Here is a 25,795-nt window from a genome sequence, read left to right as displayed (position 1 = left end):
CGCCGCCGGCGTGCTGCGGTCTACCTCGCGATCCTGCGCCGTACGGCGGCCGCCGGCCTCACCCGGCGCAGGTGAGTCTCGCCCCATGTCCGAGAGCAAGCTCAGTGTCACCGGTTGCGGGCGCGGGCGCCGCGCCGGCCGTGGGCGTCGGGGGGCCCGCGCGTGCTCACCGCGTCGCGTCCGGGACAACAGCCGGCGCGGCGCCCCCCGGAGGACCGCTCGCGGCGGGCCGGGCCGCATCGGGCTCACAGCAGTCCGCGCTCCCGGGCCCGGCGCACCGCGTCACCACGCCGGTTCACGCCGAGTTTCCGGTACACGCTCTTGAGGTGCGTCTTCACCGTGTTCACGGAGATGAACAGATCGGCGGCCATCTCTTGTGTGGACATCAGCTGCGCCAGCCGGGCCAGCACCTCACGCTCGCGTCCGCTGAGCTCCTCGACGACCAGTGCCGGGGGTCCGGTGCCGGTTCCCGGGCCGTCGTGCGGCGCACGGGCGCCGCCGTGCAGCCACCCGGCGGCCAGGCCGTGCAGGTAGGGGGCCTCCAGGAGACTCCGGACGCCGGGCCCCGCGTCCAGGAACGGGCGCCGCAGCCGGTCCGGGCGGGCGTCCAGCAGGGCCCGGGCGAGCAGCTTGGCCGCTGCGGTGGTGTCCCCCGCCTCGGCCGCGGCGCGGGCCCGTACCAGCGTGGCCCGGACGGTGACCCCGGGGCCGGTCAGGTCGCTCCCGCACAGCCGCTCGGCGGTCTCGACGGCCTCCGCGCGACGGCCGGCGGCGAGGCGGACCCAGGCCACCTCCGCGGCGTACCGGGGCTCCCCGGAGCAGGGCATCGCGTCCAGCATCCCGGCGGCCGTGTCGGGGCGGCCCTCGGCGAGCTGGACGGCCGAGGCGGTGAGTGCCGCGTGCGCCTCGGCCCAGGGCGCGGTCGTCAGGGCCGCGACGGCCGGGGCCGCGGCGCTCGCGGCCGCCCGCGCGTCACCGTGGGCCAGCAGCAGCCGGGCGGTCGCCAGCGCCCGGCACGCCTCGGTCACCGGGTCGGCGCCGACGGCACCGCAGGCGGCCGCCTCCTCCAGCAGGGACCGGGCCCGCTCCAGTTCGTCGCGGTCGACGGCCACCGCGGCCAGCACCAGCTGCCCGAGACCGGCCCCGGGGAACGGGCGCCCGCCGGCGCCGCGGGCCTCCGCCGCGGCCAAGGCCTCGCGCTCCGCCCTGCCGACCCAGCCGTCGAGGTAGTCGATCAGTGCCAGATGGGCCAGGCAGTCCTCCCGTGCCGGTGCCGTGGCGGCGCCGCCGGGGCCGTCCAGCACCTCGGTCAGGACGGCGCGCGCCGCGTCGAAGCGCCCGGCCCACACCCGTGCCGAGCCCAGATGGGTGAGCAGCAGGGCGGCGAGTTCGGGGTGCTTGGCCAAGAGGTGGCCGGGCACCTCACGGCGCAGTCGCGCGGCCGTGGCCGTCGCCTGTTCGGCCCTGCCGGGGGCACCGGTCAGCCGGGCGGCCAGGCATTCGAGGAGCGTGCAGCTCAGCCGGCTCGGGTCGGCGGCGGGGCCCGCGGGAAGCTGCTCCTCGGCGTGGCGAAGGTGGGCCAGGCCGTGGTCGAGATCACGCTCGGACAGCTCTCGGGCCGCCCTCACCAGGTCCGCCGCCGCGCCCGTGGCCCGGGGATCCATCCCGGAGAAGAACACGCGGAGGTGGTCCGCGCGCAGGCCGGTGAGGAGCTGGCCGATCGCCAGATCGCCGACGAACACGCCGGCGGTGAACTCCCAGTCGCCCGCGGCGGCGCCGTGCGTCAGCGCCTGCGGCACCGCGCCGAAGTCCCGCAGCCACCGTGCGGCGCGGCGGTGCAGTTCCGGTTCGAGGCCCGGCAGACGGGCCCGCAGATGCACCCGCAGGATCTCCCCGAACAGCGGGTGCAGCCGGTACCAGGAGTGGCCCAGGTCCTCGACGAACGAGTTCTGGCGGCACAGACCGGCCAGGATCGGCTCGGCACCGGGGCGGCCCGTCAGCGCCTCCGCCAGCTCGGGGCGGAACCGGTCCAGGACGCTGACGCGCAGCAGCAGGTCCTGCGTCGGGGCCGGCTGCGTGCCGAGGACCTCGGCGAGGAGGAAGTCGGCGATGGTGCTGCGTCCGGCCTCGAACTCCTTCAGGTACGTCTCCGGGTCGCCGCTCTGCCGGGCGGCGAGGGCGCTCAGCCGCAGCCCGGCGGCCCATCCCCCGGTGCGCTCCACCAGGGCGCGGGTGGCCGGTGCCGGCAGCCGCAGGCCGTGCCGGGCCAGGAGGTCGGCGGCCTCCTCGGGGGTGAAGGCGAGTTCGTCGTTCCTGATCTCGGTGACGGCCGCGGACGCCCGGTAGCGGTGCAGGGGCAGCAGTGGTTCGGTCCGGCTGACGAGGACCAGCCGCAGTCCGTCTCCGGCGTGGTGCAGGACGAACTCCAGTTGCTCGGCGTTCTCCCGGGTGGTCAGCCGGTGGAACTCGTCGAGCACCAGGACCACCGGCCGGTCGCGGCCGCTCAGCTCGGCGGCGAGGCAGACCAGCAGCCGGTGGTCCACCCGGCCCGCCGGTCCGGGGCCGGGTCCCGCTCCAGCGGGCAGCGGGACGCCCGCGGAGTGCAGCGCCCGCAGTGCATAGGCCCAGAACACGCCCGGCTGCCGGTCCCCCGCCTCGCCGGTGAGCCAGGCGACCGGCGGTCCGAGTCCTGCCGCCCAGTCGGCGACGAGCAGCGTCTTGCCCGCGCCGGCCGCGCCGTTGACCAGGGTCAGCGGGGTGTCGAGGGCCTGGTCGAGGTGGTCGGTCAGGCGGGGCCTGCGCACGAAGGTGGCGGGCCTGGCCGGCAGGGCGAACCGGGTGCGCAGGAACGGCTCGCCCAGCGGATCGGCGTACGGGACGGGTTCCCGTACGCTGTCGTCCCTCGCGGCCACAGGGATCACCTCCCGTGTCCGGCAGGCCGTGGTCGGCGCTCCACTCGATCAGGATCGCAGTCTTGCCACCGCCGTGCAGGGCGCGGGGACCCCGGGCCGTCCATGGGCGCCCTCGCGCCCCGGCCGCCCGCCGTCAGGAGGTCCCCGTGTCCCGCTCCAGGTCCCGGCGCGGCGGCGGGCTGCCGAGCGGGCCGGCGAGGAACGGTTCCTGCGCGAGGACCGCGCCGCAGCTGATGCTGACGGTGGCGGCCAGGCACACCACGATCAGCCAGGACAGCAGCACGAACACCGACCCCAGCGGGCCGTATCCGGCCAGGGCCCGGTTGAGTGCCCCAGGCATGTAGAGCTTCGCGGTTACCGTCAGCGCGGTGAAGGCGATCGCCGTGATCACAGCGCCGGGCAGCAGGGGTTTCCAGCCGATGTCGCCGTCGAGCAGCAGGTGCTGCGTCCACCACCACAGGCCCACCTGGACGCCGAAGGTGACCGGGACGCCCAGCCAGGCGCCCGGACCGAAGCCGGCATGCAGCGCGCCCTGCAGGACCAGCGCGACGATCCACAGCGCGAGCCAGGCCACCCAGCGCCACGGTACGGGCCGGATGCCGCCCCGGGGGATCTCCCAGGCACGCCGGCACATCCGCTGCACGGCCCGGCTGACCGCGGTGGCCGAGATCAGCACCATCAGCCCGCCGATCACGCCGGTGGTCTGCCGCAGGCTCTCGCCCTGGGGCTCCATCAGCTGCTGGAGCTGGGCTTCGGCCGGACCGGTCAGTCCGAACGCCGAGCGCAGGGAGCGGACGAGCTGGTGCCGGATCGCCGGCGGGGCGTAGGCGGCGAACACGAAGAGCAGCGGAACGGCGGCGAGGAAGCTCTGGGCGGCCAGCCGGGTGGCGGTGTCGAAGATGCTCACGGACACCATGCGTTCCGCGAGATGGGTGACGACGGGGAACCGGCCCTCGGCCCGCCGGTGCACCGCCTTCGCCCGGGCGGCCAGCCGCGCGGTCCGCCGGCGCCACCCGGACGGCACGGGCCGGGAGCCGGTGCGCGGCACCCGCCCGCTGGTCGGCATGGCATCACTCCTCTCCTGCCTCCAGAGTGCGGTGCGGGCGCGCCGGTGGCACTCCGGAAGGCCCGCGCGGGGTGCGGCACTGCGGAAGGCCCGCGCGGGGTGCGGGCCCGGATGTCGTCCGGGTCGTCCGGGTCGTCCGGACGCCATGCGCCTGCGCTCGTGGGCTCCCGGACGCCGGGTGCTCCAGGTCCTCGGCGCGCTGTTCGTCGCTCTGACGGTCACGCTCGACCGCCGAGCGGAAACGGCGGATCCCGAACCGCCGCGGATGTCGGCTCAGGGGAGCTGGCGTGCGAAGGCCTCGTGGGCCCGCTCGTCGAAGAGCACGAACCGCACCTCCTCGACGGCCGTGTCCGCCTCCCGGACCGTGGTCACGGCGATCCGGGCGCCGTCGTCCATCGGCCAGCCGTAGATGCCGGTGGAGACGGCGGGGAACGCGACCGTGCGGGCGCCGAGTTCGTCGGCGCGCTTGAGGGACTCGCGGTAGCAGGAGGCCAGCAGGCCGGAGCGGTCCTCGCTCGTGGAGTACACGGGGCCGACGGTGTGGATGACCCACCGCGCGTCGAGGTCGCCGGCCGTGGTGGCGACGGCCTGGCCGGTGGGCAGGCCCTTGCCGAACCGGGAGGCGCGCAGCTTGCGGCAGTCCGCGAGGACGGCCGGGCCGCCGCGGCGGTGGATGGCGCCGTCGACGCCTCCGCCGCCGAGCAGGGAGGAGTTGGCCGCGTTGACGATGGCGTCGACGCTCTGCCGGGTGATGTCGCCCTGGACGAGGGTGATGCGGGTCATGACTGCCGCAGCCTCCTCCACACGGCCTTCGCCGCGTTGTGCCCCGACATGCCGTGCACGCCCGGGCCGGGCGGGGTGGCCGAGGAACAGATGAAGACGGCCGGGTGCGGGGTGCCGTACGGGAACAGGGACAGTCTGGGGCGCAGCAGGACCTGCAGGCCGGAGACCGCGCCGGTGCCGATGTCGCCGCCGACGTAGTTGGCGTTGCGGGCGGCGAGTTCGGCGGGGCCCGCGGTGGCGCGGGCCAGCACGCGGTCACGGAACCCCGGTGCGTAGCGCTCCAGTTGACGTTCCATCACCTCGGTGAGGTCGCCTCTCCAGCCGCTCGGCACATGCGCGTACGCCCAGAACACCTGCTTGCCCGCGGGGGCGCGGCCCGGGTCCACCACACTGGGCTGCACGGTGATCATGAACGGTCGGTCGGGGGCGCGGCCCTCGCGGGCGGCGGCGCGCAGGGCGGTGCCGATCTCCGCGCTGTCCGCGCCGATCTGCACGGTTCCGGCGCGGCGGGCCTCCGGCGCCGTCCAGGGGACCGGCCCGTCCAGCGCGTAGTCGATCTTGAAGACGCCCGGGCCGTACCGGTAGTCCCGGTAGTAGTTGCCGAGGCCGGCGATCCGGGCGAGGGCGGTGGGCGAGGTGTCGAAGATGTACGACCGCGCGGGCGGCAGGTCGTCGAGGCGCTTGACCTCGTAGTCGGTGTGGATCGCGCCGCCGAGGTCCGTGAGGTAGGCGGCGAGGGCGTCGGAGATGGCCTGGGAGCCGCCTCTGGCCACCGGCCAGCCGCGGGCGTGTGCGGCGAGCGCGAAGACCAGGCCGACGGCGCCGGTGGCGAAGCCGCCGAGCGGGGCCATGACGTGCGCGACAAGACCGGCGAAGAGGGTGCGGGCCCGCTCGTCGCGGAACCGGCGCAGCAGCAGGGTGGCGGGCGGCAGCCCGGCCAGGCCGAACCGGGCGAGGGTGACCGGGTCGCGTGGCAGCGCGGTCAGCGGCAGGGACATGAAGTCCCGGGCCAGGGTGTCCCACGTGGGCAGGAACGGCTCGACCAGCCTGCGGTAGGTGCCGGCGTCACGCGGCCCGAAGGAGGCCGCCGTCTCGGCGACGGAGCGGGCCAGGACGGCCGCGCGGCCGTCGCGGAAGGGGTGCGCCATCGGCAGGTCCGCGTGCAGCCACTCCAGGCCGTACCGCTCCAGGGGCAGGGCGCGGAACGCCGGCGAGTTGATGCCGAGCGGGTGGGCCGCCGAGCACGGGTCGTGCCGGAAGCCGGGGAGGGTGAGCTCCTCGGTGCGGGCACCGCCGCCCACGGTGTCCCGCGCCTCGAAGAGGGCCACGGAGAACCCGCGCCGGGCCAGCTCCACAGCGGCCGTCAGGCCGTTCGGCCCCGCCCCCACCACGACCGCATCGAGCATCGACGGCACCTTGGGACCCCTTCGTCAGCCGATGGCCACTCGGCTTCAGGATATGCCGGGGGACTGACACCCCCCTCGTTCGGGTTACCAGTGCGGGTTCAGCAGCAGGTCCACGATCCGCTGGGCGGTGGCGGCGTCCCGGGCCGCGGTGAACGGCAGCGTGTTGCCGCCCGTGACGCGGAACGGCTCGCCGGCGAGGGTGAGGTGGGCGCCGCCCGCCTCCTCGACCAGCAGCAGCCCGGCCGCGTGGTCCCAGGCGGCCTCCCAACTGAACACGGTGGCGTCCGACTCGCCCCGGGCGACGGCGAGATACTCCAGGCCGGCCGAGCCGCAGGGGCGCGGGGCGAGGCCGTCGCTCCACAGCGGGAGCAGCGCGCGCTTCTGCGCGTCGGTGGTGTAGTCCGGGTGGGAGGTGGCTATGCGCAGGTCCCGGCCCGCCTCGGGCGCACCGGCCAGCAGCCGCTCGCCGTCGAGGAAGGCGCCCTTGCCCCGTACCGCCGTGGCGAGTTGCTCGCGGGCCGGGGCGTAGGTCCAGGAGGCGAGCAGGACGCCCCGGTGGGCGAGCGCGACCAGGGTGCAGAAGCCGTCCTCGCCGCGCACGAACTGGCGGGTGCCGTCGACGGGGTCGACGATCCACACCGGCGCGTCACCCTGGAGCGCGTCGTAGGTCTCGGGGTCGGCGTGCACCGCCTCCTCGCCGACCACGACGGAGCCGGGCAGGAGGGAGCCGAGGGTCGCGGTGAGGTATCGCTCGGCGAGCCGGTCGGCGTCCGTCACCAGGTCGTGCGGGCCGTTCTTCTGGTCGACCTCGTGGTCGGCGAGCCGGCGCCAGCGGGGCTGGATCTCGGTCCGGGCGGCCTTGCGGATGGCGTCCTCGACGTCACCGGCGTGCTGGAGGAGAAACTCGTCGATGGTCTCCGTTGCTTCGATCATGCCTCCATGAGAGCACGGCGCGCTGACAATCCCCGCCGCTCGGACGTACGGGGCATGGAATGCGGACGAACAGGCGGTGCCGGCGATCGGCGGGCCGAAGACGGACGGTCGGCGGGCCGACGGCAGACGGTCGGCGGGCCGAAGACGGCCGCACCAGGTCGGCGGGCGTCAGCGCCCCACCGCGTAACCCTGCATCCCGCGCGGGTTCGCCGCCGCCGACAGCACCCCGGTCCGCGGGTCCCGGGCCACCGCGCACAGCCGCCCCTCCGACCAGCCCGGCCCGACCGTCACGTCGTGGCCGCGCCGCCGCAGTCCGGCCACCACTTCCGGGTCCGTGCGGGACTCGACGGTCACGCTCCCGGGGCGGCGGCCGCGGGGGTAGAAGGAGCTGGGGAAACTGTCGTTGTGCCAGTTCGGGGCGTCGATCGCGCCCTGGAGGTCGAGCCCGCCGCGGACCTCGCCGCGCAGCGCGACGGCGAGGAAGAAGTGCAGTTGCCACTGGTCCTGCTGGTCGCCGCCCGGCGTGCCGAAGGCCAGCACCGGGACGCCGTCGCGCAGGGCGATCGACGGGGTGAGGGTGGTGCGGGGGCGCCGGCCGGGGGTGAGGGAGCTGGGCAGGCCCTCCTCCAGCCAGGCCATCTGCAGCCGGGTGCCCAGCGGGAAGCCCAGCTCGGGCACGACGGGGTTGGACTGGAGCCACCCGCCGCTCGGCGTGGCCGCGACCATGTTGCCCCAGCGGTCGACGACGTCCAGGTGGCAGGTGTCGCCCCGGGTGCCGCCGTCGTCCGCGACCTGGGGGTCTCCGGGCACCTGCGCGACGGTCGGCTCACCGGCGCCGAGCGGGTCGAAGGCGGTGTCCGGCCGGGTCCCCACGCGCGCGTACCCGGGCAGCCGGGGCTCGCGCCCGCCGGGGCTGCCCGGCCGCAGCTCGTCGGAGGCCTTGGCGCCGATCAGCTCCCGCCGCCCGGCGTTGTACGCGGCCGAGAGCAGTTCGGCCAGCGGTACCTCGGCTGCGTCCCCGTACCAGGCCTCGCGGTCGGCCATGGCGAGCTTGCAGCCCTCGATGAGGAGGTGGAGGTAGTCGGCGGAGCCGTGGGCGGGCAGCTCGGGCGGCAGCAGGGCGAGCTGCTGGAGGAGGGCCGGGCCCTGGCTCCAGGGGCCCGCCTTGCACACGGTCCAGCCGTTCCAGTCGTACGACACCGGGCTCTCGTAGCTCGCGGACCAGCCGGCCAGGTCGGCGGCGGTGAGGGTGCCGGTGTGCCGTGTACCGCTGGTGTCCATGGTGGGGCGGGCGGCCTGCCGGACCAGGGCCTCGGCGATGAAGCCGGTGCGCCACGCCTCGCGGGCCGCGTCGATCCGCGCCTCCCGGTCCCCGGCGCCCGCGGTCTCGGCGAGCAGCCGCTTCCAGGTGGCGGCGAGGGCGGGGTTGCGGAAGAGCTCACCGGGGCGGGGTGCCCGGCCGCCGGGCAGGTAGAGCTCGGCCGATGACGTCCACTCGGTCTCGAACAGCTTTCGGACGCTCGCCACCGTGGCGCCGACGTTCTCCACGGGCGGGTGCCCGTGCCCGGCGTACCCGATGGCGTACTTCAGGACCTCGTCCAGCGGCTGGGTGCCGTGGTCGCGCAGCAGGAGCAGCCAGGCGTCGAAGGCGCCGGGGACGGCCGCGGCCAGCGGGCCGGTGCCGGGGACGAGGTCCAGGCCGAGCCCCCGGTAGTGGGCGACGGTGGCACCGGCCGGGGCCACGCCCTGCCCGCACAGCACCTGCACCTCGCCGTCGGCCGGGGCGAGCAGGATCGGCACCTCACCGGCGGGCCCGTTGAGGTGCGGCTCGACCACGTGCAGGACGAAGGCCCCGGCGACGGCCGCGTCGTAGGCGTTGCCGCCGTTCTCCAGGACGGCCATCGCCGACTGGGAGGCGAGCCAGTGCGTGGACGAGACCATGCCGAAGCTGCCCTGGAGGGTGGGACGGGTGGTGAACTGCATCTGTCACCTCGCTGTGCGCACGGCCGGGCCACCTGTCTGGCGGTCACATGCTTTCACGGCCGTGGCGAGGCGAACCCCGTCGTGGGGCTCGCCTCTCCCCGTCACTCGTCCGAGTCGGGCTTCTTCGACGCCGCCGCGTACGCCTGGGCCGGTGTCATCGCGATCCCGTTGAGGCTGACCGTCTTGTAGGGGCTGACCTTGGCGCAGGTCTTGGAGTCGCTGGCGGTCGAGGCGTTGGCGTTGGCGACGGCCGCCTTGGTGTCACCGGAGCTCGCCGGGTAGGAGGTGCCGCTGGTCCAGTCGCTGCCGACCACCAGGACGACGCCGCTGCCGCCCGACTTGAGGTGCGAGCCGGGCAGGTCGAGGGCCTTGGCCACGGTCTGCGCCTCGGCTTTGTCGCCGCTGCCGTAGGTCAGGGTGGTGGTGGTCGCGGAGGCCGGGGCGTTGGCCGTGCTCGTGCCGGTGCTGAAGCCCTGCGAGATCAGGGCGTTCGCGATGGCGGAGGCGCGGCCGGTGATCTCGGTGCCGTTCTCGACGGTCACGGCTATCTGGGACGCGGGGACGGTCGCGGTGGCGGTCGGCTTCGCGCTCGCGGCCGCCGAGCCCGCCGCCGACTTCTTGCCCGAAGCGGTGGTCAGCGCCTGGTCGTTGGCCATGGTGGCGAACAGGTCCTTGGCACCCGAGCCGACCACCACACGGTTGGAGTTGTTGGGGTCGGGGGCGGTCTGCATGGTGGTGAACGTCATCCGCTTGGTGGGGACCTTGTTCACGTCGTCCGCCAGCGAGATCAGCTTCTTGATGCTGCCGAGCCCGTCGTCCACGGTGAGCGCCTTGGTGGCGGCGTTCGCGAGGCTGTATACGGCGGTGGGGTCGGTCAGCGTTCCCGCGCTCTTGAACTTGCGGATCATCGCGCTGAGGAAGATGTGCTGGGAGACGGTACGGCCGAGGTCGCTGCCGTCGCCGAAGCCGTGCCGGGAACGGACGAACTCCAGCGCGGCCTGGCCCTTGAGGGTGTGGCTGCCCTTGGACAGCTTCAGGTGCGAGTAGGTGTCGTACACGTTGGAGCTGACGCACACGGAGACACCGCCGACCGCGTCGGACATCTTGACCACGCCGGAGAAGTCCAGCTTGACGAAGTGGTCGATGGGGATGCCGGTGAGCTGGTGGACGGTGGCGACCTGGCAGGCGGCCCCGTACTGGAGGGCGCTGTTGACCTGGCCGTAGTAGCCGGAGGTCGACTGGCCGCTCTTGGTGTCCTTGCAGGCGGGGACGTCGACCATGGTGTCACGGGGGATGCTCATGACCGTGGCGTTGGAGCGGTCGGCGGATATGTGGACGACCATCTCCACGTCCGCGTTGCCGTTGCCGGTCTGCACGCCGGTCTGGGAGCAGCCGCCGCCGAGCTTGCAGTCGGTCTTGCTGGTCCGGGCGTCCGAGCCGATCACCAGGATGTTGATCGGGGTCCGGCCGAACGCGTCGGCCTTCTCGGTGCCGCCCTTGCCGTCGAGGGAGACGCTGTTGATGTTGCCGTTGAGGTGCTGGTAGAACCACCAGCCGGCGCCGGCCGTGACCAGTACCAGGACGGCCGTGCACAGGCCGAGGATCTTCAGGACCCGCTTGCCGCGGCCCGCCGGTCTGGCCCGCCGGGACCGCCTGCCGCCGCGGGTCTTGGCCGCCTGCCGGGCGGCGGCCCGGCCGCCGGTCGGCCGCGTCCCGTCGGGCAGGGAACCGCGCTGTCCGGGCACCCGGTCGGTGCGGTGGCGCGTGGCCTGGCCCCCCGGGCCGTCCCACGGGTCGGTCATCTTCCACTCCCATGAACGGTCGGGTCCGTCTGCGGGTACGGTCGGGCGGGTCGGGCATCCGCGGCGGGGTAGGGGCAGCCGCGAGCTGGGCCCATTTGGGTTGCGTGATTGCGCAATCTAACAAACCCACGGCCCCCTCAGCACAGACCCCACCCGAATTCACAGGTGAGGGATCTCATGAAACCTCCAGGACACACCTGCCGTCCGCCCCCGCGCCGGACCCCGCCCGCACGGTCAGACGCCGGCCTCGGACAACCGCCGCACCGGTGCCGGGTCCTGCCGCGAGCGCGCGGTGAGCTGTCCGACGGTGACCCGCACCACAGTCACGATGTCCGGATCGTCCACGTAGTAGACCTGCCGCCGCCCCTCCCGGCGGGAGCGCACCAGGCCGGCCAGCCTGAGCTTGGCCAGGTGCTGGCTGACCGCGGGCAGGGCGCCCCCGACCCGGTCGGCGAGGCACGTCACGTCGCTCTCCCCCTGGGACAGTGCCCACATGATGTGCAGCCGGGCCGGCGAGGCGAGCAGCCCGAACACCGCGGCCGCCTCCGTCAGCACCCCGTCGGAGGGGTCCGTGAAGCCGCCGACGCTCTCCCCCACAGCACGCCCCCTCCTCGCCCGGTCTCCGCACAGACGCCACTCAGTGTAGCCGCGCGGTCACCCCTCCCCGGCGGCCTCGCCGCAACGTCCGCCACACGTTCCCCGCATTGTCATGAGCGGGTGACAGATCATCGACGGCTCGACGTCAGGCGCCACCGGCGGCCACCACCGTTCATAGGCTTGCGCAACAACGCAACCCAGCAAGGCACACCCGTACTGAAAGGCAGAGCTCGTGGGCATCATCGGCTGGATCGTCCTGGGTCTCCTCGCCGGAGCCATCGCCAAGGTCCTGCTGCCCGGCCGCGACCCGGGCGGCCTGATCGGCACCACCGTCATCGGCATCGCGGGCGCCTTCGTGGGCGGCTGGCTCTCCTCCCGCTTCCTCGACCGCCCGGTGGAGAAGCACTTCTTCGACCTCTACACCTGGGGCGCCGCGATCGCCGGCTCCCTCGTCCTGCTCGTCGGCTACCGGCTGCTGTTCGGCAACTCACGCGACTGAGCGTCCCGCGGTCAGCAGATGCCCGCTGGCCCCGAGCAGGGACGGCTCGGACTCGATGCGCCGGGTGGCCGCGAGCACGGCCGCCCGGCGTTCGGGGTCGGCCAGCCACTCCTGCACGCCGCCCATCAGCCAGGCGATGCCCTCGACGCCGTACTGCCCCTCGACGGCGAGTCCGACCTCGGTGAACTCCTCGGGCGTCTCGGCCGGCTGGGCCAGATAGGCGGTGGTGAAGAGGCTGCCGTCCCATTGCGAGGCGAGCCTGCCGTCCTCGGAGACGGCGTCGGCGACCGCCCGCTGAACCGGTTCGAAGTAGCGCTCCTCGTGCAGGAGGTCGTGCAGCGCCGCGTACCGGTTGATGGTCGCCGCGACGACCAGTCCCCCGGGCCGCACCGCCCGCCGCGCCTCGGTCAGCGCCCTGATCCGGTCGGCCCGTTCGGGCAGGTGATAGAGGGGTCCCAGCAGCAGTACGACGTCGTAGACCGCGTCGTCGACGGGCAGCTCACGGGCGTCCCCGGAGCGGGCCGTGACGCCGGGCAGCCGGGCGGCCTGGGCCACGTGCAGCGGCACCGGGTCGACGAGGTCGACGGCGTGTCCGTCCGCCGCCAGCCACTCGGCGTGCACCCCGCTGCCGCCGCCCACGTCCAGCACCCGCGCGGGCGCGGCCGGCAGCAGCCGCCGCAGTACGTCCTGGGTGCGCCAGAACTCCAGGAGCCCGACGCCGTCGCGCAGCCGCGCGTCCTCCTTGCCCTCGTTGTAGTAGGCGAGGACGTCCGCGCGCAGACCGGTGGACCCGGGCTCTTCGGATGAGGATGTCGTGGTCATACCCGAAAGGCTGGCGGCCGGACAACAGGGGGCGCAAACGACTTTGCCGGGCCCCCACGGGCGTGACGGTGACTCCGGTCACCCTCGGGGCCGGATGCAGTCACGACATTCCGGATGTACGGGGACCGCGGGCGCACGACATTCCGGATGTAGGGGGACGGCCCACGGCGGCTGTCAACGGGGCTCCGTGCCCGGCGCACAGGCAACGCACGGATTCCACTTCCGCCCCACAGGGACTCGTGTGAAACTGGCGTCCCGTCCGCAGTGTGGACTCCTCCGCACACCGTCCCCCAGCGAGAAGTGCGACTTGCGTTCTCTTCCACTGCCGCTCGCCCTCACCGCGCGCCTGACGCCGGTCGCCGTGCTCGCCTGCGCGGGCTGGGCGATGGCGTCGGGCCCGGACAAGACGACGTCCACCGGCTCAGGTGACACCTCGGCCCAGCAGGCGGCCGGCCAGTCGGGGGGCGACACAGCGTCGTCGTCCTCCGGGTCGACGGCGGCCACCAAGACGTACTCCGCCTCCCCCGCCCCCTGCGGCAGCATCCCCGTCGCCACCGTCAAGTCGCTGGTGCCCGGAGCGAAGACGGCCGGCAAGGAGATCCCCTCCACCGACACCAAGCTGCGCCGCACCTGCTCCTGGAACGCGCTCAAGGGGTACGACTACCGCTGGCTCGACGTCTCCTTCGAGATCATGGACACCGACGCGGCGGCCGCGAAGGAGTACAAGGACCGGGTCGCCGAGAAGAGCGGCGGCGGGGCCGTACCCGGACTCGGCGACAGCGGCTACTCGGTCGTGAACCTCACCACCGAGGACAAACAGCAGACCCGCGAGGGCGTGGTGCTGGCCCAGGTCTCCAACGCGCTGGTGGTCGTCACCTACAACGGCAGCGACTTCGAGTCCAAGAAGGCGCCCAGCACGGACGTGATCAACAAGGGTGCCATCCAGGCGGCGAAGAGCGCGGTGACCGCGCTGAAGGGCAGCCAGTGACCGGCCTGGCCGCCCTTCGTGCGCGCGCCTGCTGACTCACGCCTGCCGGCTCACGCCTCCTTGGGTCGCACCAGCAGGGTCAGTCCCAGGTACAGCACCAGGGAGGTGGCGAGGCCGACCGCCCAGCCGTAGTCGGCGAGCGAGGACAGGGCCGGTACGAGGCGTCCGTCGATCAGCGGTTTGAAGCTGGCGCCGCCGATCGCGAGGATGCCGCCGGCGAGGAAGGCCACGACCGCCCGCCAGTTCCAGCCGCCGTCGTACCAGTAACGGCCGCCCGTGCGGTACAGGTCGGTCAGGTCGAGGCGGGTGCGGCGCAGGATCCAGTAGTCGGCGACGAGGATGCCGGCGACCGTGCCGAGCAGACCGCCGACCAGGCCGAGCCAGGTGAAGATGTAGCCCTGTGGGTCGGAGTACAGCTTCCACGGGAAGATCAGCACGCCGAGGACGCAGGTGACCAGGGCGCCGGTGCGGAAACTGATCCGCCGGGGCGCGATGTTGGAGAAGTCGAAGGCGGGCGAGACCAGGTTGGCCGCGATGTTCACGGAGAGTGTCGCGACCAGCACGGTGACCAGGGCGTAGAGCAGGCCGACCACGCTGTCCGTCTTGGCGGCCAGCTGCACCGGGTCCCAGATCGGCTGCCCGTACACGGCCTGCGAGCCGGAGGTCACCAGGACGGAGAGGAAGGCGAAGAGGGTCATGGTGGTGGGCAGGCCCAGTGCCTGGCCCCAGGTCTGCGCCTTCTGGCTCTTGCCGTACCGGGTGAAGTCGGGGATGTTCAGCGACAGTGTGGACCAGAAGCCGATCATGCCCATCAGGGACGGCCAGAAGATCTTCCAGAAGCCGCCGCCCCAGCCGAGCTTGGAGGGCTGGTCGAAGAGCGGGCCGAGGCCGCCGGCTTTGTTGCTCATCCAGATCAGCATCACGAAGGCGCCGACGAGCACGAAGGGCGCGGCCCAGTTCTCGAAGCGGCGGATCGTCTCCATGCCCCGGTAGATGATCGCGACCTGGAGCACCCAGAAAAGCACGAACGACAGCCACATGGTCCAGGGGTAGCCGCCGATCTTTCCCGTGTCGGACCAGCCGCTGCCGATCAGCTTGCCGGCCAGGAAGAAGATCGCCTCGCCGCCGATCCAGGTCTGGATGCCGAACCAGCCGCAGGCCACCAACGCCCGTACGACGGCGGGGAGGTTGGCGCCGCGCACGCCGAAGGAGGCGCGGGCGAAGACCGGGAAGGGGATGCCGTACTTGGGTCCGGCGTGCCCGGTGAGCAGCATCGGGACGAGGACGATCAGGTTGGCCAGGGCGATGGTGAACACGGCCTGTTTCCAGTCCATGCCGACCGCGATGAGCCCGGAGGCCAGGGTCCAGGACGCCGTGTTGTGGGCCATGCCGACCCAGAGCGCGGAGAAGTTGTACGTGGTCCAGGTGCGCTTGGCGACGGGGACCGGCAGCAGGTCCTCGTTGGCGTACGGACCGCTTGGCGGCGGCGAGCCCGGGGTGAGCTCGACGCGCCCGTCGGGGAGGGCGACTTGACCGGAGATGGGTATGGCCGAGGGAGCGGTGTCGGTCATGGGCAGGCCAATCAGGGTGAGGTGGGACGGGAAAGGCCGTGCGGGCGGGACGGGGGGTACGCCTGTGGGGTGCGCCCTGACCCCCTTCCCGGAGCGCCGGGAAGGGGGAGACCAACTGCCAGGAGTGGGCTAGCCGTTGACGGCCGGGATGACCTTCGTCCCGTACGCGTCGATGGTGGCCTCCTGCGCGTCGTGCATGTCGTAGACGGCGAACTGGTCGACGCCCAGCTCGCGCAGGGCGTTCAGCTTCTCGATGTGCTTCTGGGCCGGGCCGATGACGCAGAAGCGGTCGACGATCTCGTCGGGCACGAACTCGGTGTCGGGGTTGCCGCTGCGTCCGTGGTGCGCGTAGTCGTAGCCCTGACGGGCCTTGATGTAGTCCGTGAGTTCGTCGGGCACGGCGGCGGAGTGCTCGCCGTACTTGGCGACCAGGTCGGCGACGTGGTTGCCGACCATGCCGCCGAACCAGCGGCACTGGTCGCGGGCGTGGGCCAGGGCCTCGGGCGAGTCGTCCTCGGTGACGTAGGCGGGGGCGGCGACGCAGACGGTCACCTCGGACGGGTCGCGGCCGGCGGCCACCGCCGCGTCCTTCACCGCCTTGACCATGTACTCGGTGAGGTAGAGGTCGGAGAGCTGGAGGATGAACCCGTCGGCCTCCTCCCCGGTCATCTTCAGGGCCTTCGGGCCGTACGCGGCCATCCAGACCGGGAGTTCGGCGCCCGGCTTGACCCACGGGAAGCTGATGACGGTACCTCCCAGGTCGGCCTCCTCACCCCGGCCGAGGGCGCGGATCACCTTCATGGCCTCGCTGATGCGGGCGAGGGTGTTGGGCTTGCGGCCGGCCACCCGCATCGCCGAGTCGCCGCGGCCGATGCCGCACACCGTGCGGTTGCCGAACATGTCGTTGAGGGTGGCGAAGGTGGAGGCGGTGACCTCCCAGGTGCGGGTGCCCGGGTTGGTGACCATCGGTCCGACCGTCAGCTTGCTGGTGTTCGCGAGGATCTGACTGTAGATCACGAACGGTTCCTGCCAGAGCACGGCGGAGTCGAAGGTCCAGCCGTAGCGGAAGCCGTTGCGTTCGGCCCGTTTCATCAGGCTGATGACCCGGGAGGCCGGCGGATCGGTCTGCAGGACGAGTCCGAAGTCCATGGGCGCGCCTCTCCTAGTTGAGGTACTGACAGGTGGAGCGCGGGGTGTAGACACCGTGCCCGGCGTGCCCGGTGTACTCCCGCTCGGTGATGACGGGTTCGCCGCGCGAGAGGACCGTCTCCACCCGGCCGGTGAGGCGCTTGCCCTCGTACGCCGAGTAGTCGACGTTCATGTGGTGGGTCGCGGCGGAGACGACCTGCTCGGCGTGCGGGTCGTAGATGACGACGTCGGCGTCGGCGCCCGGGGTGATGGTGCCCTTCTTCGGATACATGCCGAACATCCGGGCCGGGGTGGCGCAGGCGATCTCGATCCAGCGGCGGCGCGTGATGTGTCCGTCGACGACGGCCTGGTGGAGCAGGTCCATCCGGTTCTCGACGCCGGGCAGGCCGTTGGGGATCTTCGAGAAGTCGCCGCGGCCGAGTTCCTTCTGGCCGGTGAAGCAGAAGGGGCAGTGGTCGGTGGAGACGACCTGGAGGTCGTTGGTCCGCAGGCCCTGCCAGAGCTTGGCCTGGTGCTCCTTGGGGCGCAGTGGCGTGCTGCACACGTACTTGGCGCCCTCGAAGTCGGGCTCGGCAAGGTTGTCGGTGGACAGGAAGAGGTACTGCGGGCAGGTCTCGCCGAAGACCGGCAGCCCCTCGTCGCGGGCGCGGGCCAGCTCGGCGACCGCCTCCGTCGCCGAGACGTGCACGACGTAGAGAGGGGCGCCGGCGACCTGGGCGAGCCTGATGGCGCGGTGGGTGGCCTCGGCCTCGAGGAGGGCCTTGCGGACCTCGCCGTGATACCGGGGGTCGGTCTCGCCGCGCGCCAGCGCCTGCTCCACCAGCACGTCGATGGCGATGCCGTTCTCGGCGTGCATCATGATCAGGCCGCCGTTCTCGGCGGAGCGCTGCATGGCGCGCAGGATCTGGCCGTCGTCGGAGTAGAAGACGCCCGGGTAGGCCATGAACTGCTTGAAGGAGGTCACGCCCTCCTCCACCAGGAGGTCCATCTCCTTGAGGGTCTCCTGGTTCACATCGGAGACGATCATGTGGAAGCCGTAGTCGATGGCGCAGTTGCCCTCGGCCTTGGCGTGCCAGGCGTCCAGGCCCTCGCGGAGGCTGTGTCCGACGCTCTGCACGGCGAAGTCGACGACGGTGGTCGTACCGCCCCAGGCTGCGGCCCGGGTGCCGGTCTCGAAGGTGTCGGAGGCGAAGGTGCCGCCGAACGGCAGTTCCATGTGGGTGTGGGCGTCGACGCCGCCCGGGATGACGTACCTGCCGGTGGCGTCGATGGTGCGCTCGGCGGTGAAGGCCTGGGCGGCGGGGGTCGCGGAGGCGGCGAGGGCGGCGATACGGCCGTCCTCGATCAGGACGTCGGCGTGGATCTCGTCGGACGCGGTGATGACGAGTCCGCCGCGGATTACTGTACGGCCGGTCATGGGGTCCTCTCGTTCGTGGTCACGTGCGGGTCCGACGTGGCTGGTCGCGCCCTCGCGGCGGCAGCCGCATGTCCAGCCCAGCCCCCGCGCCCCTTTGGGGCGCGAATGGCGCCGTCTGCTCTTACGGAGCCGTCAGCGGGCCGTACGCGTCCGGGCGGCGGTCCCGGAAGAACTGCCAGCGGTCGCGGACCTCGCGGAGCTTGGCCAGGTCCAGGTCGCGGACGACGAGTTCGGTCTCCTTGTCGGAGGCCACCTCGCCGGCGAACTGGCCCTCCGGGTCCACGAAGTAGGAGGTGCCGTAGAAGTCGTTGTCGCCCAGGTCCTCCACGCCGACCCGGTTGATCGCGCCGACGAAGTACTCGTTGGCGACGGCCGCCGCCGGCTGCTCCAACTGCCAGAGGTAGCGGGAGAGTCCGCGCGAGGTGGCCGACGGGTTGAAGACGATCTCGGCACCGCCGAGGCCCAGTGCCCGCCAGCCTTCCGGGAAGTGGCGGTCGTAGCAGATGTAGACGCCGATCCTCCCGACGGCCGTCTCGAAGACCGGCCAGCCGGCGTTCCCCGGGCGGAAGTAGAACTTCTCCCAGAATCCGGGGACTTGAGGGATGTGGTGCTTGCGGTACTTGCCGAGGTACGAGCCGTCTGCGTCGATCACGGCGGCGGTGTTGTAGAGGACTCCGGGCTGCTCCTCCTCGTACACCGGCAGGATCAGGACGAGGCCCAGTTCGCGGGCGAGGGCCTGGAAACGCTGGACGACCGGGCCGTCCGGGACGTGTTCGGCGTACTCGTAGAACGCCTTGTCCTGGACCTGGCAGAAGTAGGGACCGTAGAACAGCTCCTGGAAGCACAGGACCTGGGCACCCTGCGCGGCCGCGTCGCGGGCCGCCTGCTCGTGGACCTGGATCATCGATTCCTTGTCGCCGGTCCACGCGGTCTGGAAGAGGGCGGCACGGATCACTCGGCTCATCGGGACCTCCGGTCGCTCGGGCGTGTGTCGCTCGATGTGCGAGGAGCCTAGAAAGTCCGAAAGCGGGCTTTGAGTGCCAGCGTGTCACGTCTGCGGGCGCCCGGCGTGCCACCGTGTCACGCTGTCGCTGGCCCATGTTTCACCGCCGTTTTCCCAGGTCGTCGCATATTTCACTGCTGTTGCGCGTCGTGCGCGAGGAGTGCGATGTGCACGGAGGCCGCCTGCTCGAAGTCGTCGAGGTCGACGCCGAGCCGGGTCTGTATCGCCTCCAGGCGGCGGTACAGCGCGGGCCGGGAGACGTGGTGCAGCTGGGCGGTGCGGGACTTGTTGCGGCCGGTGGCGAGATAGGTCCGCAGGACGCCGAGCAGGTCCGGGTCGGTGCCGTTCGGGCACAGCAGTCCGTCCAGCTCGCGTTCGGCGAAGGACTGGACGTGCGGATCGTCCCGCAGCAGCCGGATCAGGCCGCGCAGGTGGACGTCCCTGAGGCGGACGACGGCCGGCAGATCGAGGGCGGCGGTGCTGTCGGCGACCGCGTCGGCGACGTGCTGGGCCTCGCGCAGCCCGACGGGTACGTCGTCCCAGACGGTACGGGCGCCCGCGGCGGCGACCACCGCGCGGGGCCCCGCCGACTCGTCGTGCAGCCGGGCGGCGAAGTGCGCGGCGAGGGCGTCGGCGTCCTGGTCGCGGGCGAGGCTGAGGAGGACGGCGGTGGTGCGCTCGGTGAGCTCGGCGACGAGTCCGGGCAGGCCCAGCAGGCGCAGGATCCGCTCCAGCTGGGCCGGTTCGGCGTCCCGTACGACGAGCGGGACGAAGCTGCGCCGGTTGACCGGGAGACCGGCCGCCCGGGCCCTGGGCAGCAGCTGACGTGCCGGTACGACCCCGGAGACCAGGTCGGTCAGCAGGCTCTGCGCGGACTGTTCCTCCCAGGTGTGGGCGGAGCCGCCGCCGAGCATGCGGTGCAGCACCAGGGCCTCGGCGGCGCGGTCCGCGAGCAGCCGGCCGGTGGCGGTGTCGCCGCGGTGGCCGCAGAGCATGATCTGGCCCCAGCGTTCGCCCCGGCCGCCGAGTTCGGCGCGGATCCAGCCGTCGCCGGCGCTGCCGCCGGCCTGCCGGGCGATGCGCTCCCAGTCGCGCAGCACGTCGTCCACGGCCGACCGCTCCCCGGCGGTGGCGAGGACCCGGTGCGCGAGGTTGGTGACGACGACGGGGCAGGCGCTGTGCACGGCGACTTCGTCGAGGAGCCGCTGGAGGGGGGCGCCGGCCGTGATGAGGCCGGTGAGGGCGGTACGGACCGACTCGGAGAGGCTGACGGCGGCGAACTTCCGCCGTACCAGGCGGGACTGGACCTCCTCCGTCAGTTCGGCGAAGGGGAAGGGACGGTGCAGGACCACCAGCGGGAGGCCGCACCGGTCCGCCGCGCGGCGCATGGCGTCGGGCGGGGCGGGGAAGGCGCGGCCGAGGCCGAGGACCACGGCGGCGGCCTCGGCCCGGTGCAGGGACTGGATGTACTCGGCCTGTTTGTGCTCGTCGCCGGCGAGCAGGACGCCGGTGGTGAGGACCATCTCGCCGCCGGTGAGCATGACGCCGACGTCGGGGGCCTCGGCGACGTGCACCCAGCGGACGGGACGGTCGAGGTGGGCCGCGGCGGCGACCACCTCGGGGTCGCCGGCGAGGACCCTTTCCAGGGCGAGGATCTGGCGGACCGACAGTATGGGCTCTGTGGTGTTCGGGGGATCCCAAGTGGCGGTCATCTCGCGTGGTCCCTTGGTCGGGTTCGGTGCGTGTGGAGACCTGCGGGCCGGTGGGGGCTGGTCGCGCGGTTCCTCCCCCGGCCGTCGGCCGGGGGAGGAACCGCGCGACCAGCCATGACGGCGCCGCAGTCGACACACGGCGTGTCGCGGCGCCTCCGGCAGAGCGCCTAGTAGGCACTCCTCAGGGCCTGTTCGAGGATCGCTGCGCCCTCCTCCGCCTCCGCCACCGTCAGCGACAGCGGCGGGGCGATGCGCAGGGCGCTCGTGTCGTGGCCGCCGCCCTTGCCGATCAGGAGGCCGTACTCGCGGGCCGCTTCCAGGACCGCAGCGGCGGATTTCGGGTCGGCCTCGTCGGTGCCGGGCCTGACCAGCTCGACGCCGATCATCAGGCCGCGGCCCCGCACCTCGCGTACGCCGGGCAGTTGGGCGGCGGCCGCGCGGAGGCGTTCGATGAGGAGGCCGCCGACGCGGCGGGCGTTGCCCTGGAGGTCGTGCTCCAGGAGGTACGACAGGTTGGCCAGTCCCGCCGCCATGGTGATCTGGGTGCCGCCGAACGTGGAGATGCTGTTGGAGTCCAGGCAGTTCATGATCTCCGAGCGGGCCACCACCCCGCCGATGGACATGCCGTTGCCGATGCCCTTGGCGAAGGTGAGGATGTCCGGCGGGCCGCTCTGGCCGTGCGCCTGCCAGCCCCAGAAGTGCTCGCCGGTGCGGCCCCAGCCGGTCTGCACCTCGTCGGCGATCCAGAGGATGCCCTGCTCCTGGAGCACCGTGCGGAAGGCGGCGTAGAGCCCGTCGGGCGGGGAGGTGAAGCCGCCGACGCCCTGGACGGGCTCGGCGATCAGCGCGGCCGGCGGGCGGGTGTGGCCGAGGAGGTCGCGCAGGTCGTCGACGCAGGCGGCGATGAAGTCGCGGTCGTTCAGCTCGGCGAACGGGCCGCGGGTGCGGACGCCGCCGTGGACGTAGAGCGTCTGCAGCGGGGAGAGGGAGGTCGGGGACCAGCCCTTGTTGCCGGTGAGCCCGATCGCGCTGAAGGAGCGGCCGTGGTAGCTGTTGCGCATCGCCAGGACGGTGTTGGTCCGGCGGTAGGCGGTCGCCAGCAGCAGCGCCGTGTCGTTGGCCTCGGTGCCGGAGGTGGTGAAGAAGACGCGGGCGTCCGGGATGCCGCTCAACTGGGCGATGCGCTCGGCGAGTTCGACCATCGGGCGGTTGAGGTAGAGGGTGGAGGAGTGGATGATCCGGCCGGCCTGCTCGCTCACCGCCTTCGTCACCTCGGGCAGCGCGTGCGCCGTCATCGTGGTGAGGATGCCGCCGAAGAAGTCGAGGTACCGGTTGCCGTCCGCGTCCCAGACGTGCCGCCCCTCGCCGTGCGTGATTTCGAGGGGCTCGTCGTAGTAGAGAGCCAGCCAGTCGGGCAGGACCTGGCGGTGGCGGGCGAAGAGGTCGTTCACGGCTGTACCAGCCCTTCGTAGGCGTCGGGACGGCGGTCGCGGTAGAAGGCCCACTGCTGCCGTACTTCTTCGATCAGGTCGAAGTCAAGGTCACGGACGACGAGTTCCTCGCTCTTGTCGCTCGCCACCTCCCCCACGAACTGCCCACGTGGATCGACGAAGTAGCTCGTCCCGTAGAAGTCGTTGTCCCCGTACTCCTCCTGGCCCACCCGGTTGATGGCGGCGACGAAGTACTCGTTGGCGACGGCGGCGGCCGGCTGCTCCAGTTGCCAGAGGTAGGCCGACAGGCCGCGCGAGGTGGCCGACGGGTTGTAGACCAACTGGGCTCCGTTGAGTCCCAGTTGCCGCCAGCCCTCGGGGAAGTGGCGGTCGTAGCAGATGTACACGCCGACCTTGCCGACGGCGGTGTCGAAGACCGGCCAGCCGACGTTCCCGGGCTTGAAGTAGTACTTCTCCCAGAACCCCTTCACCTGCGGGATGTGGTGCTTGCGGTACTTGCCGAGGACGGTGCCGTCGGCGTCGATCACGGCGGCGGTGTTGTAGTAGAAGCCGGACTGCTCGACCTCGAAGACCGGTACGACGATCACCATGCCGGTCTCGCGCGCGAGTTCCCGCATACGACTGACCGTGGGGCCGTCGGGGACCGGCTCGGCCCAGCGGTAGTGCTCGGGTTCCTGGACCTGGCAGAAGTAGGGGGCGTTGAAGACTTCCTGGAATCCGATGATCTTCGCACCCTGGCGGGCCGCCTCGCGGGCGTACACCTCGTGTTTCGTCACCATGGACTCGGTGTCGCCGGTCCAGGTGGCCTGGACCAGAGCGGCGCGTACGACGTTGGCCATGAGCTGCTCCTTCGGCGGGTCGTCAGAGGCCTCTACGCCCGTAGAGGGACGAAAGTAAGCCTCTTGGGAGTCCTTGCCAAGACCATCGCCGTTAAGCCGCCGGGTCGATCGCGTTTCCTACCCTGGTGGACGAGCGTGGCGGCCCGTCCCCGCCACGGCGGACGGGCCTCAGGAGGCGAGGCCGGCCACCCGCAGCGCGTGCAGCAGGTCCCAGTGGCGCTGGTCGGAGACCGACTGCGCCGAACGGAGCAGCAGGGGCACCAGGCGCCGGGGATCCGGTTCCGCGCTGTGGGCCGCCTCCTCGGGGGTGCGGACCTGGACGTAGGTGTCCAGCAGGGCCCGGGCCTCGCGGTGGCGGCCCTCCGTGTCCAGGGCGAGGACGGCCTCGCCGATCTCCGTGGCGGGGCGGGCGACGCCCTGGCGCAGGATCTGCCGGCCGTCGTGGGTCCGGCCCGCGGCGGTCAGGGCGTCGGCGGCCGCGACGAGCCGGGCGGGGGGCAGCGAGGCCGTCTCCCACAGCAGCGTGGCCCAGTCGGCGCCGAGGCCGGACCGCTGGAGGGCGTCCGCGAGCAGCGGGAACCGGGCGGCGGACCAGTGCGCGACCTCGGCCAGGAGCGCGTGTGCCTCACCGGTGCGGCCCTCGGCCCGCAGCCGTTCGAGCCGCTGCACGGCCGCCGCCACCGCCCGTCCCGCCTCCTCGTCGGGCTGTGCCGCCACCGGCTCCGCCGGCACCGGCACCTCGGCGGCCCCGGCGAACCGGGCTCCGCGCGGGGTACGACGGGCGGTGGCGGACTCCGGCCCGGTCGCCTCCGGCGTCAGCGGTACGACGGTGGGGGCGGCCTCGTCCTCGGCCATGCCGGCGAACCGGGCGCTGCCCCGTCGGCGCTTGCGCTGTTTCGCCGGGGCGTGGACGGAGTCCGAGACGGGCGCGGGGGCAGCTGCCGGGTCGGGGGTGGAGACGGGGGCGGGTACGGGAGTCGCGGCCGGGGCGGCAGCCGGGGCCGGCCGGGGGGCTGCGGCGGGGGTGCCGCCTCGCAGGCGGCCGGCGAGTTCGGCCCGGTGCCGGAGCCTGGCCATCCGGGTCCGGAGCTCGGCGCACCGGGCGGTCGCCCGTTCGTGGTCGTCGCGGGCCCAGGCGAGGTCGACGTGCAGGGCCTCGGCCTCCTCGCGGGAGTGCGCGGAGTCGAGGGCGCGGCCGAGTTGGGCCAGCCGTTCGGCGGCGTACCGCTGTTCGCGGAGGGTCACGTCGAGGCGGTCGCTCAGGTCCTCCCGGGCGCCCGGCCGCGCGTCGTACGCGGTGAGCGCGTCCGCGTGCAGACGGCGGGCCTGCTCGGCCTCGCGAGCGGCGGTCTCGGGGCCGTAGCCGGTCGCGAGGTCCTGGAGCAGCGCCGCCACGACGTCCCAGGGCGGCAGCTCGCGCCCGCCGAGGCAGGCCTGCATTCCGTCGGGGTCGCGCTGCCAGAAGACGGCGCACCAGCCGGCGCCCTGGTCGAGGCGCGCCAGCAGGCCGTTCAGGTAGCTCGCGAACTCCCGCACTCGGCCCGGGAGTTGATCCACAGTCATCGCTCGACTCCCGCCAGACCGGAACACTCCGCTTCGTAGGCAACACCAGGCGTGTTACGGGGCTGCTACGGGAAGTTTTCGACGGGAGGGCAGAGCCCTCATTGCCCGATCTTGACCGTTGCGCGTCACGCGACGGTCAGGGCGCAGCGCTCCACCAGGTCGTCCATCGACAGACCGAGCGCGCGGGCGAGCGCGGCGACGGTGAAGAAGGCGGGGGTCGGCGCCCGCCCGGTCTCGATCTTGCGGAGGGTCTCGGCCGAGATCCCCGCCGCGGCCGCCACCTCCGTCATGCTCCGGCCGCCGCGCGCCTCGCGCAGCAACCGCCCGAGCCGCTCGCCGCGGTCACGCTCTTCCGGAGTGAGAGGGGTGCGTACCATGCTCACCATTCTAACCCGGTCGAGAAAGCCGGTATATTAATTGGCATGGTGGAACTGAAGACAGACACATCGATCGACGCCATGTACGCCTCGGGGCAGGTCGTCGGGCGGGCCCTGACGGCCGTACGGGAGGCCGCCGGCATCGGCGTCTCCCTCCTCGAACTGGACGAGGTGGCGCGCGGGGTGCTGCGCGAGGCCGGGGCCTCCTCGCCCTTCCTCGGCTACCGCCCCACGTTCGCGCCCACCCCGTTCCCCGCCGTCATCTGCGCGTCCGTGAACGACGCGATCGTGCACGGCATCCCGACCGGCTACCGGCTGCGCGACGGCGACCTGGTCTCCATCGACTGCGGTGCGGTACTGGACGGCTGGGCGGGCGACTCGGCGATCAGCTTCACGGTCGGCAGGCCGCGCCCGGCGGACGTACGGCTGGTCGAGACGGCCGAGCGGGCGCTCGCGGCGGGCATCGCGGCGGCGGTCGTCGGCAACCGGATCGGCGACATCGCGCACGCGGTCGGCCGGGTGTGCCGGGACGCCGGGTACGGCATCCCGCAGGACTTCGGCGGCCACGGCATCGGCCGCCGCATGCACGAGGACCCCGGGGTACCGAACGAGGGCCGCCCCGGCCGCGGCCTCCCGCTCCGGCACGGCATGGTCCTCGCGATCGAGCCCATGCTGATCGGCGGCGGCCAGGACGACTACCACGCGGCCGCGGACGGCTGGACCCTGCGCACGAACGACGGCTCCCGGGCCGCTCACGCGGAGCACACGGTGGCGATCACGGAGTCGGGCCCGCGGATTCTCACGGCCAGGAACGCAGAGAGCTGACCCAGGAATGTCCCGGGTATCTCTTGTATCTCTTGTCGTGATACGCGGGCAGGCGGCACACAGACGAATTCTCCAGAACACGGAACGACGACGGCAT

At 72.8% G+C, this 25,795-nt stretch carries 21 protein-coding genes; 3 read left to right on the top strand and 18 right to left on the bottom strand.

What is annotated here, in order from left to right:
- Positions 1–245 precede the first annotated feature (245 nt).
- The 8 genes from LQ326_RS16670 to LQ326_RS16635 all read right to left on the bottom strand — a co-directional run bounded on the left by LQ326_RS16670 (position 246) and on the right by LQ326_RS16635 (position 11,482).
- Positions 246–2,921, bottom strand: coding sequence for a winged helix-turn-helix domain-containing protein (locus LQ326_RS16670; protein ID WP_234537420.1), 2,676 nt, complete (start codon positions 2,919–2,921; stop codon positions 246–248).
- Positions 2,922–3,045: 124 nt separating this feature from the next.
- A complete protein-coding gene (locus LQ326_RS16665) occupies positions 3,046–3,978 on the bottom strand; it encodes a YihY/virulence factor BrkB family protein (protein ID WP_234537418.1) in 933 nt (310 codons plus the stop codon).
- A gap of 273 nt (positions 3,979–4,251) precedes the next feature.
- Entirely contained in the window at positions 4,252–4,761 is a 510-nt protein-coding gene (locus LQ326_RS16660; RefSeq protein ID WP_234537417.1) for an O-acetyl-ADP-ribose deacetylase, read from the bottom strand.
- Positions 4,758–6,167 (bottom strand): phytoene desaturase family protein, encoded by a 1,410-nt coding sequence (locus LQ326_RS16655; protein WP_234537414.1) that lies wholly within the window; start codon positions 6,165–6,167, stop codon positions 4,758–4,760. Before LQ326_RS16655 ends, LQ326_RS16660 begins: the two co-directional genes overlap by 4 nt.
- 84 nt (positions 6,168–6,251) lie before the next feature.
- A complete protein-coding gene (locus LQ326_RS16650) occupies positions 6,252–7,100 on the bottom strand; it encodes an inositol monophosphatase family protein (protein ID WP_234537413.1) in 849 nt (282 codons plus the stop codon).
- 168 nt (positions 7,101–7,268) lie between these two features.
- Positions 7,269–9,083, bottom strand: coding sequence for a gamma-glutamyltransferase family protein (locus LQ326_RS16645; protein ID WP_234537411.1), 1,815 nt, complete (start codon positions 9,081–9,083; stop codon positions 7,269–7,271).
- 101 nt (positions 9,084–9,184) lie between these two features.
- The gene (locus LQ326_RS16640) at positions 9,185–10,885 is read right to left on the bottom strand and encodes an LCP family protein (protein WP_234537409.1); all 1,701 of its coding nucleotides are present in this window, start codon (positions 10,883–10,885) and stop codon (positions 9,185–9,187) included.
- A 234-nt stretch (positions 10,886–11,119) separates the two neighbouring features.
- Positions 11,120–11,482, bottom strand: coding sequence for an ArsR/SmtB family transcription factor (locus LQ326_RS16635; protein WP_234537406.1), 363 nt, complete (start codon positions 11,480–11,482; stop codon positions 11,120–11,122).
- A 232-nt stretch (positions 11,483–11,714) separates the two neighbouring features.
- Between LQ326_RS16635 and LQ326_RS16630 the strand changes: the two genes are divergently transcribed.
- Positions 11,715–11,981: a GlsB/YeaQ/YmgE family stress response membrane protein gene (locus LQ326_RS16630; RefSeq protein ID WP_234537401.1), complete on the top strand. Its 267-nt coding sequence runs from the start codon at positions 11,715–11,717 to the stop codon at positions 11,979–11,981.
- Here LQ326_RS16630 and LQ326_RS16625 read toward each other — a convergent pair.
- Entirely contained in the window at positions 11,970–12,803 is an 834-nt protein-coding gene (locus tag LQ326_RS16625; RefSeq protein ID WP_234537398.1) for a class I SAM-dependent methyltransferase, read from the bottom strand. The two genes, LQ326_RS16630 and LQ326_RS16625, sit on opposite strands and share 12 nt — an antisense overlap.
- Positions 12,804–13,110: 307 nt before the next feature.
- Here LQ326_RS16625 and LQ326_RS16620 point away from each other — a divergent pair, with 307 nt between their 5' ends.
- Complete coding sequence (locus LQ326_RS16620) at positions 13,111–13,791, top strand: hypothetical protein (protein WP_234537395.1); 681 nt, start codon at positions 13,111–13,113, stop codon at positions 13,789–13,791.
- Between the two features lie 50 nt (positions 13,792–13,841).
- Here LQ326_RS16620 and LQ326_RS16615 read toward each other — a convergent pair whose 3' ends face one another.
- From LQ326_RS16615 to LQ326_RS16575, 9 genes are all read right to left on the bottom strand, one after another.
- Complete coding sequence (locus LQ326_RS16615) at positions 13,842–15,362, bottom strand: NCS1 family nucleobase:cation symporter-1 (protein WP_234537392.1); 1,521 nt, start codon at positions 15,360–15,362, stop codon at positions 13,842–13,844.
- 129 nt (positions 15,363–15,491) lie between these two features.
- A complete protein-coding gene (locus tag LQ326_RS16610; RefSeq protein ID WP_234537389.1) occupies positions 15,492–16,511 on the bottom strand; it encodes a TIGR03842 family LLM class F420-dependent oxidoreductase in 1,020 nt (339 codons plus the stop codon).
- A 13-nt stretch (positions 16,512–16,524) separates the two neighbouring features.
- The gene (gene hydA / locus LQ326_RS16605) at positions 16,525–17,928 is read right to left on the bottom strand and encodes a dihydropyrimidinase (RefSeq protein ID WP_234537386.1); all 1,404 of its coding nucleotides are present in this window, start codon (positions 17,926–17,928) and stop codon (positions 16,525–16,527) included.
- Positions 17,929–18,049: 121 nt separating this feature from the next.
- Complete coding sequence (locus LQ326_RS16600; protein WP_234537383.1) at positions 18,050–18,892, bottom strand: nitrilase-related carbon-nitrogen hydrolase; 843 nt, start codon at positions 18,890–18,892, stop codon at positions 18,050–18,052.
- Positions 18,893–19,062: 170 nt separating this feature from the next.
- A complete protein-coding gene (locus LQ326_RS16595; RefSeq protein ID WP_234537378.1) occupies positions 19,063–20,643 on the bottom strand; it encodes a PucR family transcriptional regulator in 1,581 nt (526 codons plus the stop codon).
- Positions 20,644–20,810: 167 nt separating this feature from the next.
- Positions 20,811–22,094, bottom strand: coding sequence for an aspartate aminotransferase family protein (locus tag LQ326_RS16590; RefSeq protein ID WP_234537375.1), 1,284 nt, complete (start codon positions 22,092–22,094; stop codon positions 20,811–20,813).
- Positions 22,091–22,933, bottom strand: a complete 843-nt coding sequence (locus LQ326_RS16585) for a nitrilase-related carbon-nitrogen hydrolase (RefSeq protein WP_234537373.1) — start codon at positions 22,931–22,933, stop codon at positions 22,091–22,093. Before LQ326_RS16585 ends, LQ326_RS16590 begins: the two co-directional genes overlap by 4 nt.
- A 168-nt stretch (positions 22,934–23,101) precedes the next feature.
- Positions 23,102–24,496 (bottom strand): hypothetical protein, encoded by a 1,395-nt coding sequence (locus LQ326_RS16580; protein WP_234537370.1) that lies wholly within the window; start codon positions 24,494–24,496, stop codon positions 23,102–23,104.
- Positions 24,497–24,621: 125 nt separating this feature from the next.
- Positions 24,622–24,873, bottom strand: coding sequence for a helix-turn-helix domain-containing protein (locus LQ326_RS16575; RefSeq protein WP_234537368.1), 252 nt, complete (start codon positions 24,871–24,873; stop codon positions 24,622–24,624).
- A gap of 45 nt (positions 24,874–24,918) precedes the next feature.
- On the opposite strand from LQ326_RS16575, the gene map reads away from it, so the two are divergent.
- On the top strand, positions 24,919–25,698 hold the full coding sequence (map, locus tag LQ326_RS16570; protein WP_234537366.1) for a type I methionyl aminopeptidase: 780 nt from the start codon (positions 24,919–24,921) through the stop codon (positions 25,696–25,698).
- Positions 25,699–25,795: the final 97 nt, after the last annotated feature.

It is taken from the genome of Streptomyces shenzhenensis (assembly GCF_021462265.1).
Classification (GTDB): domain Bacteria; phylum Actinomycetota; class Actinomycetes; order Streptomycetales; family Streptomycetaceae; genus Streptomyces; species Streptomyces shenzhenensis.
The sequence above is the reverse complement of the archived record's forward strand: the minus strand, read 5'-3'. Positions and strand labels throughout refer to the sequence as shown.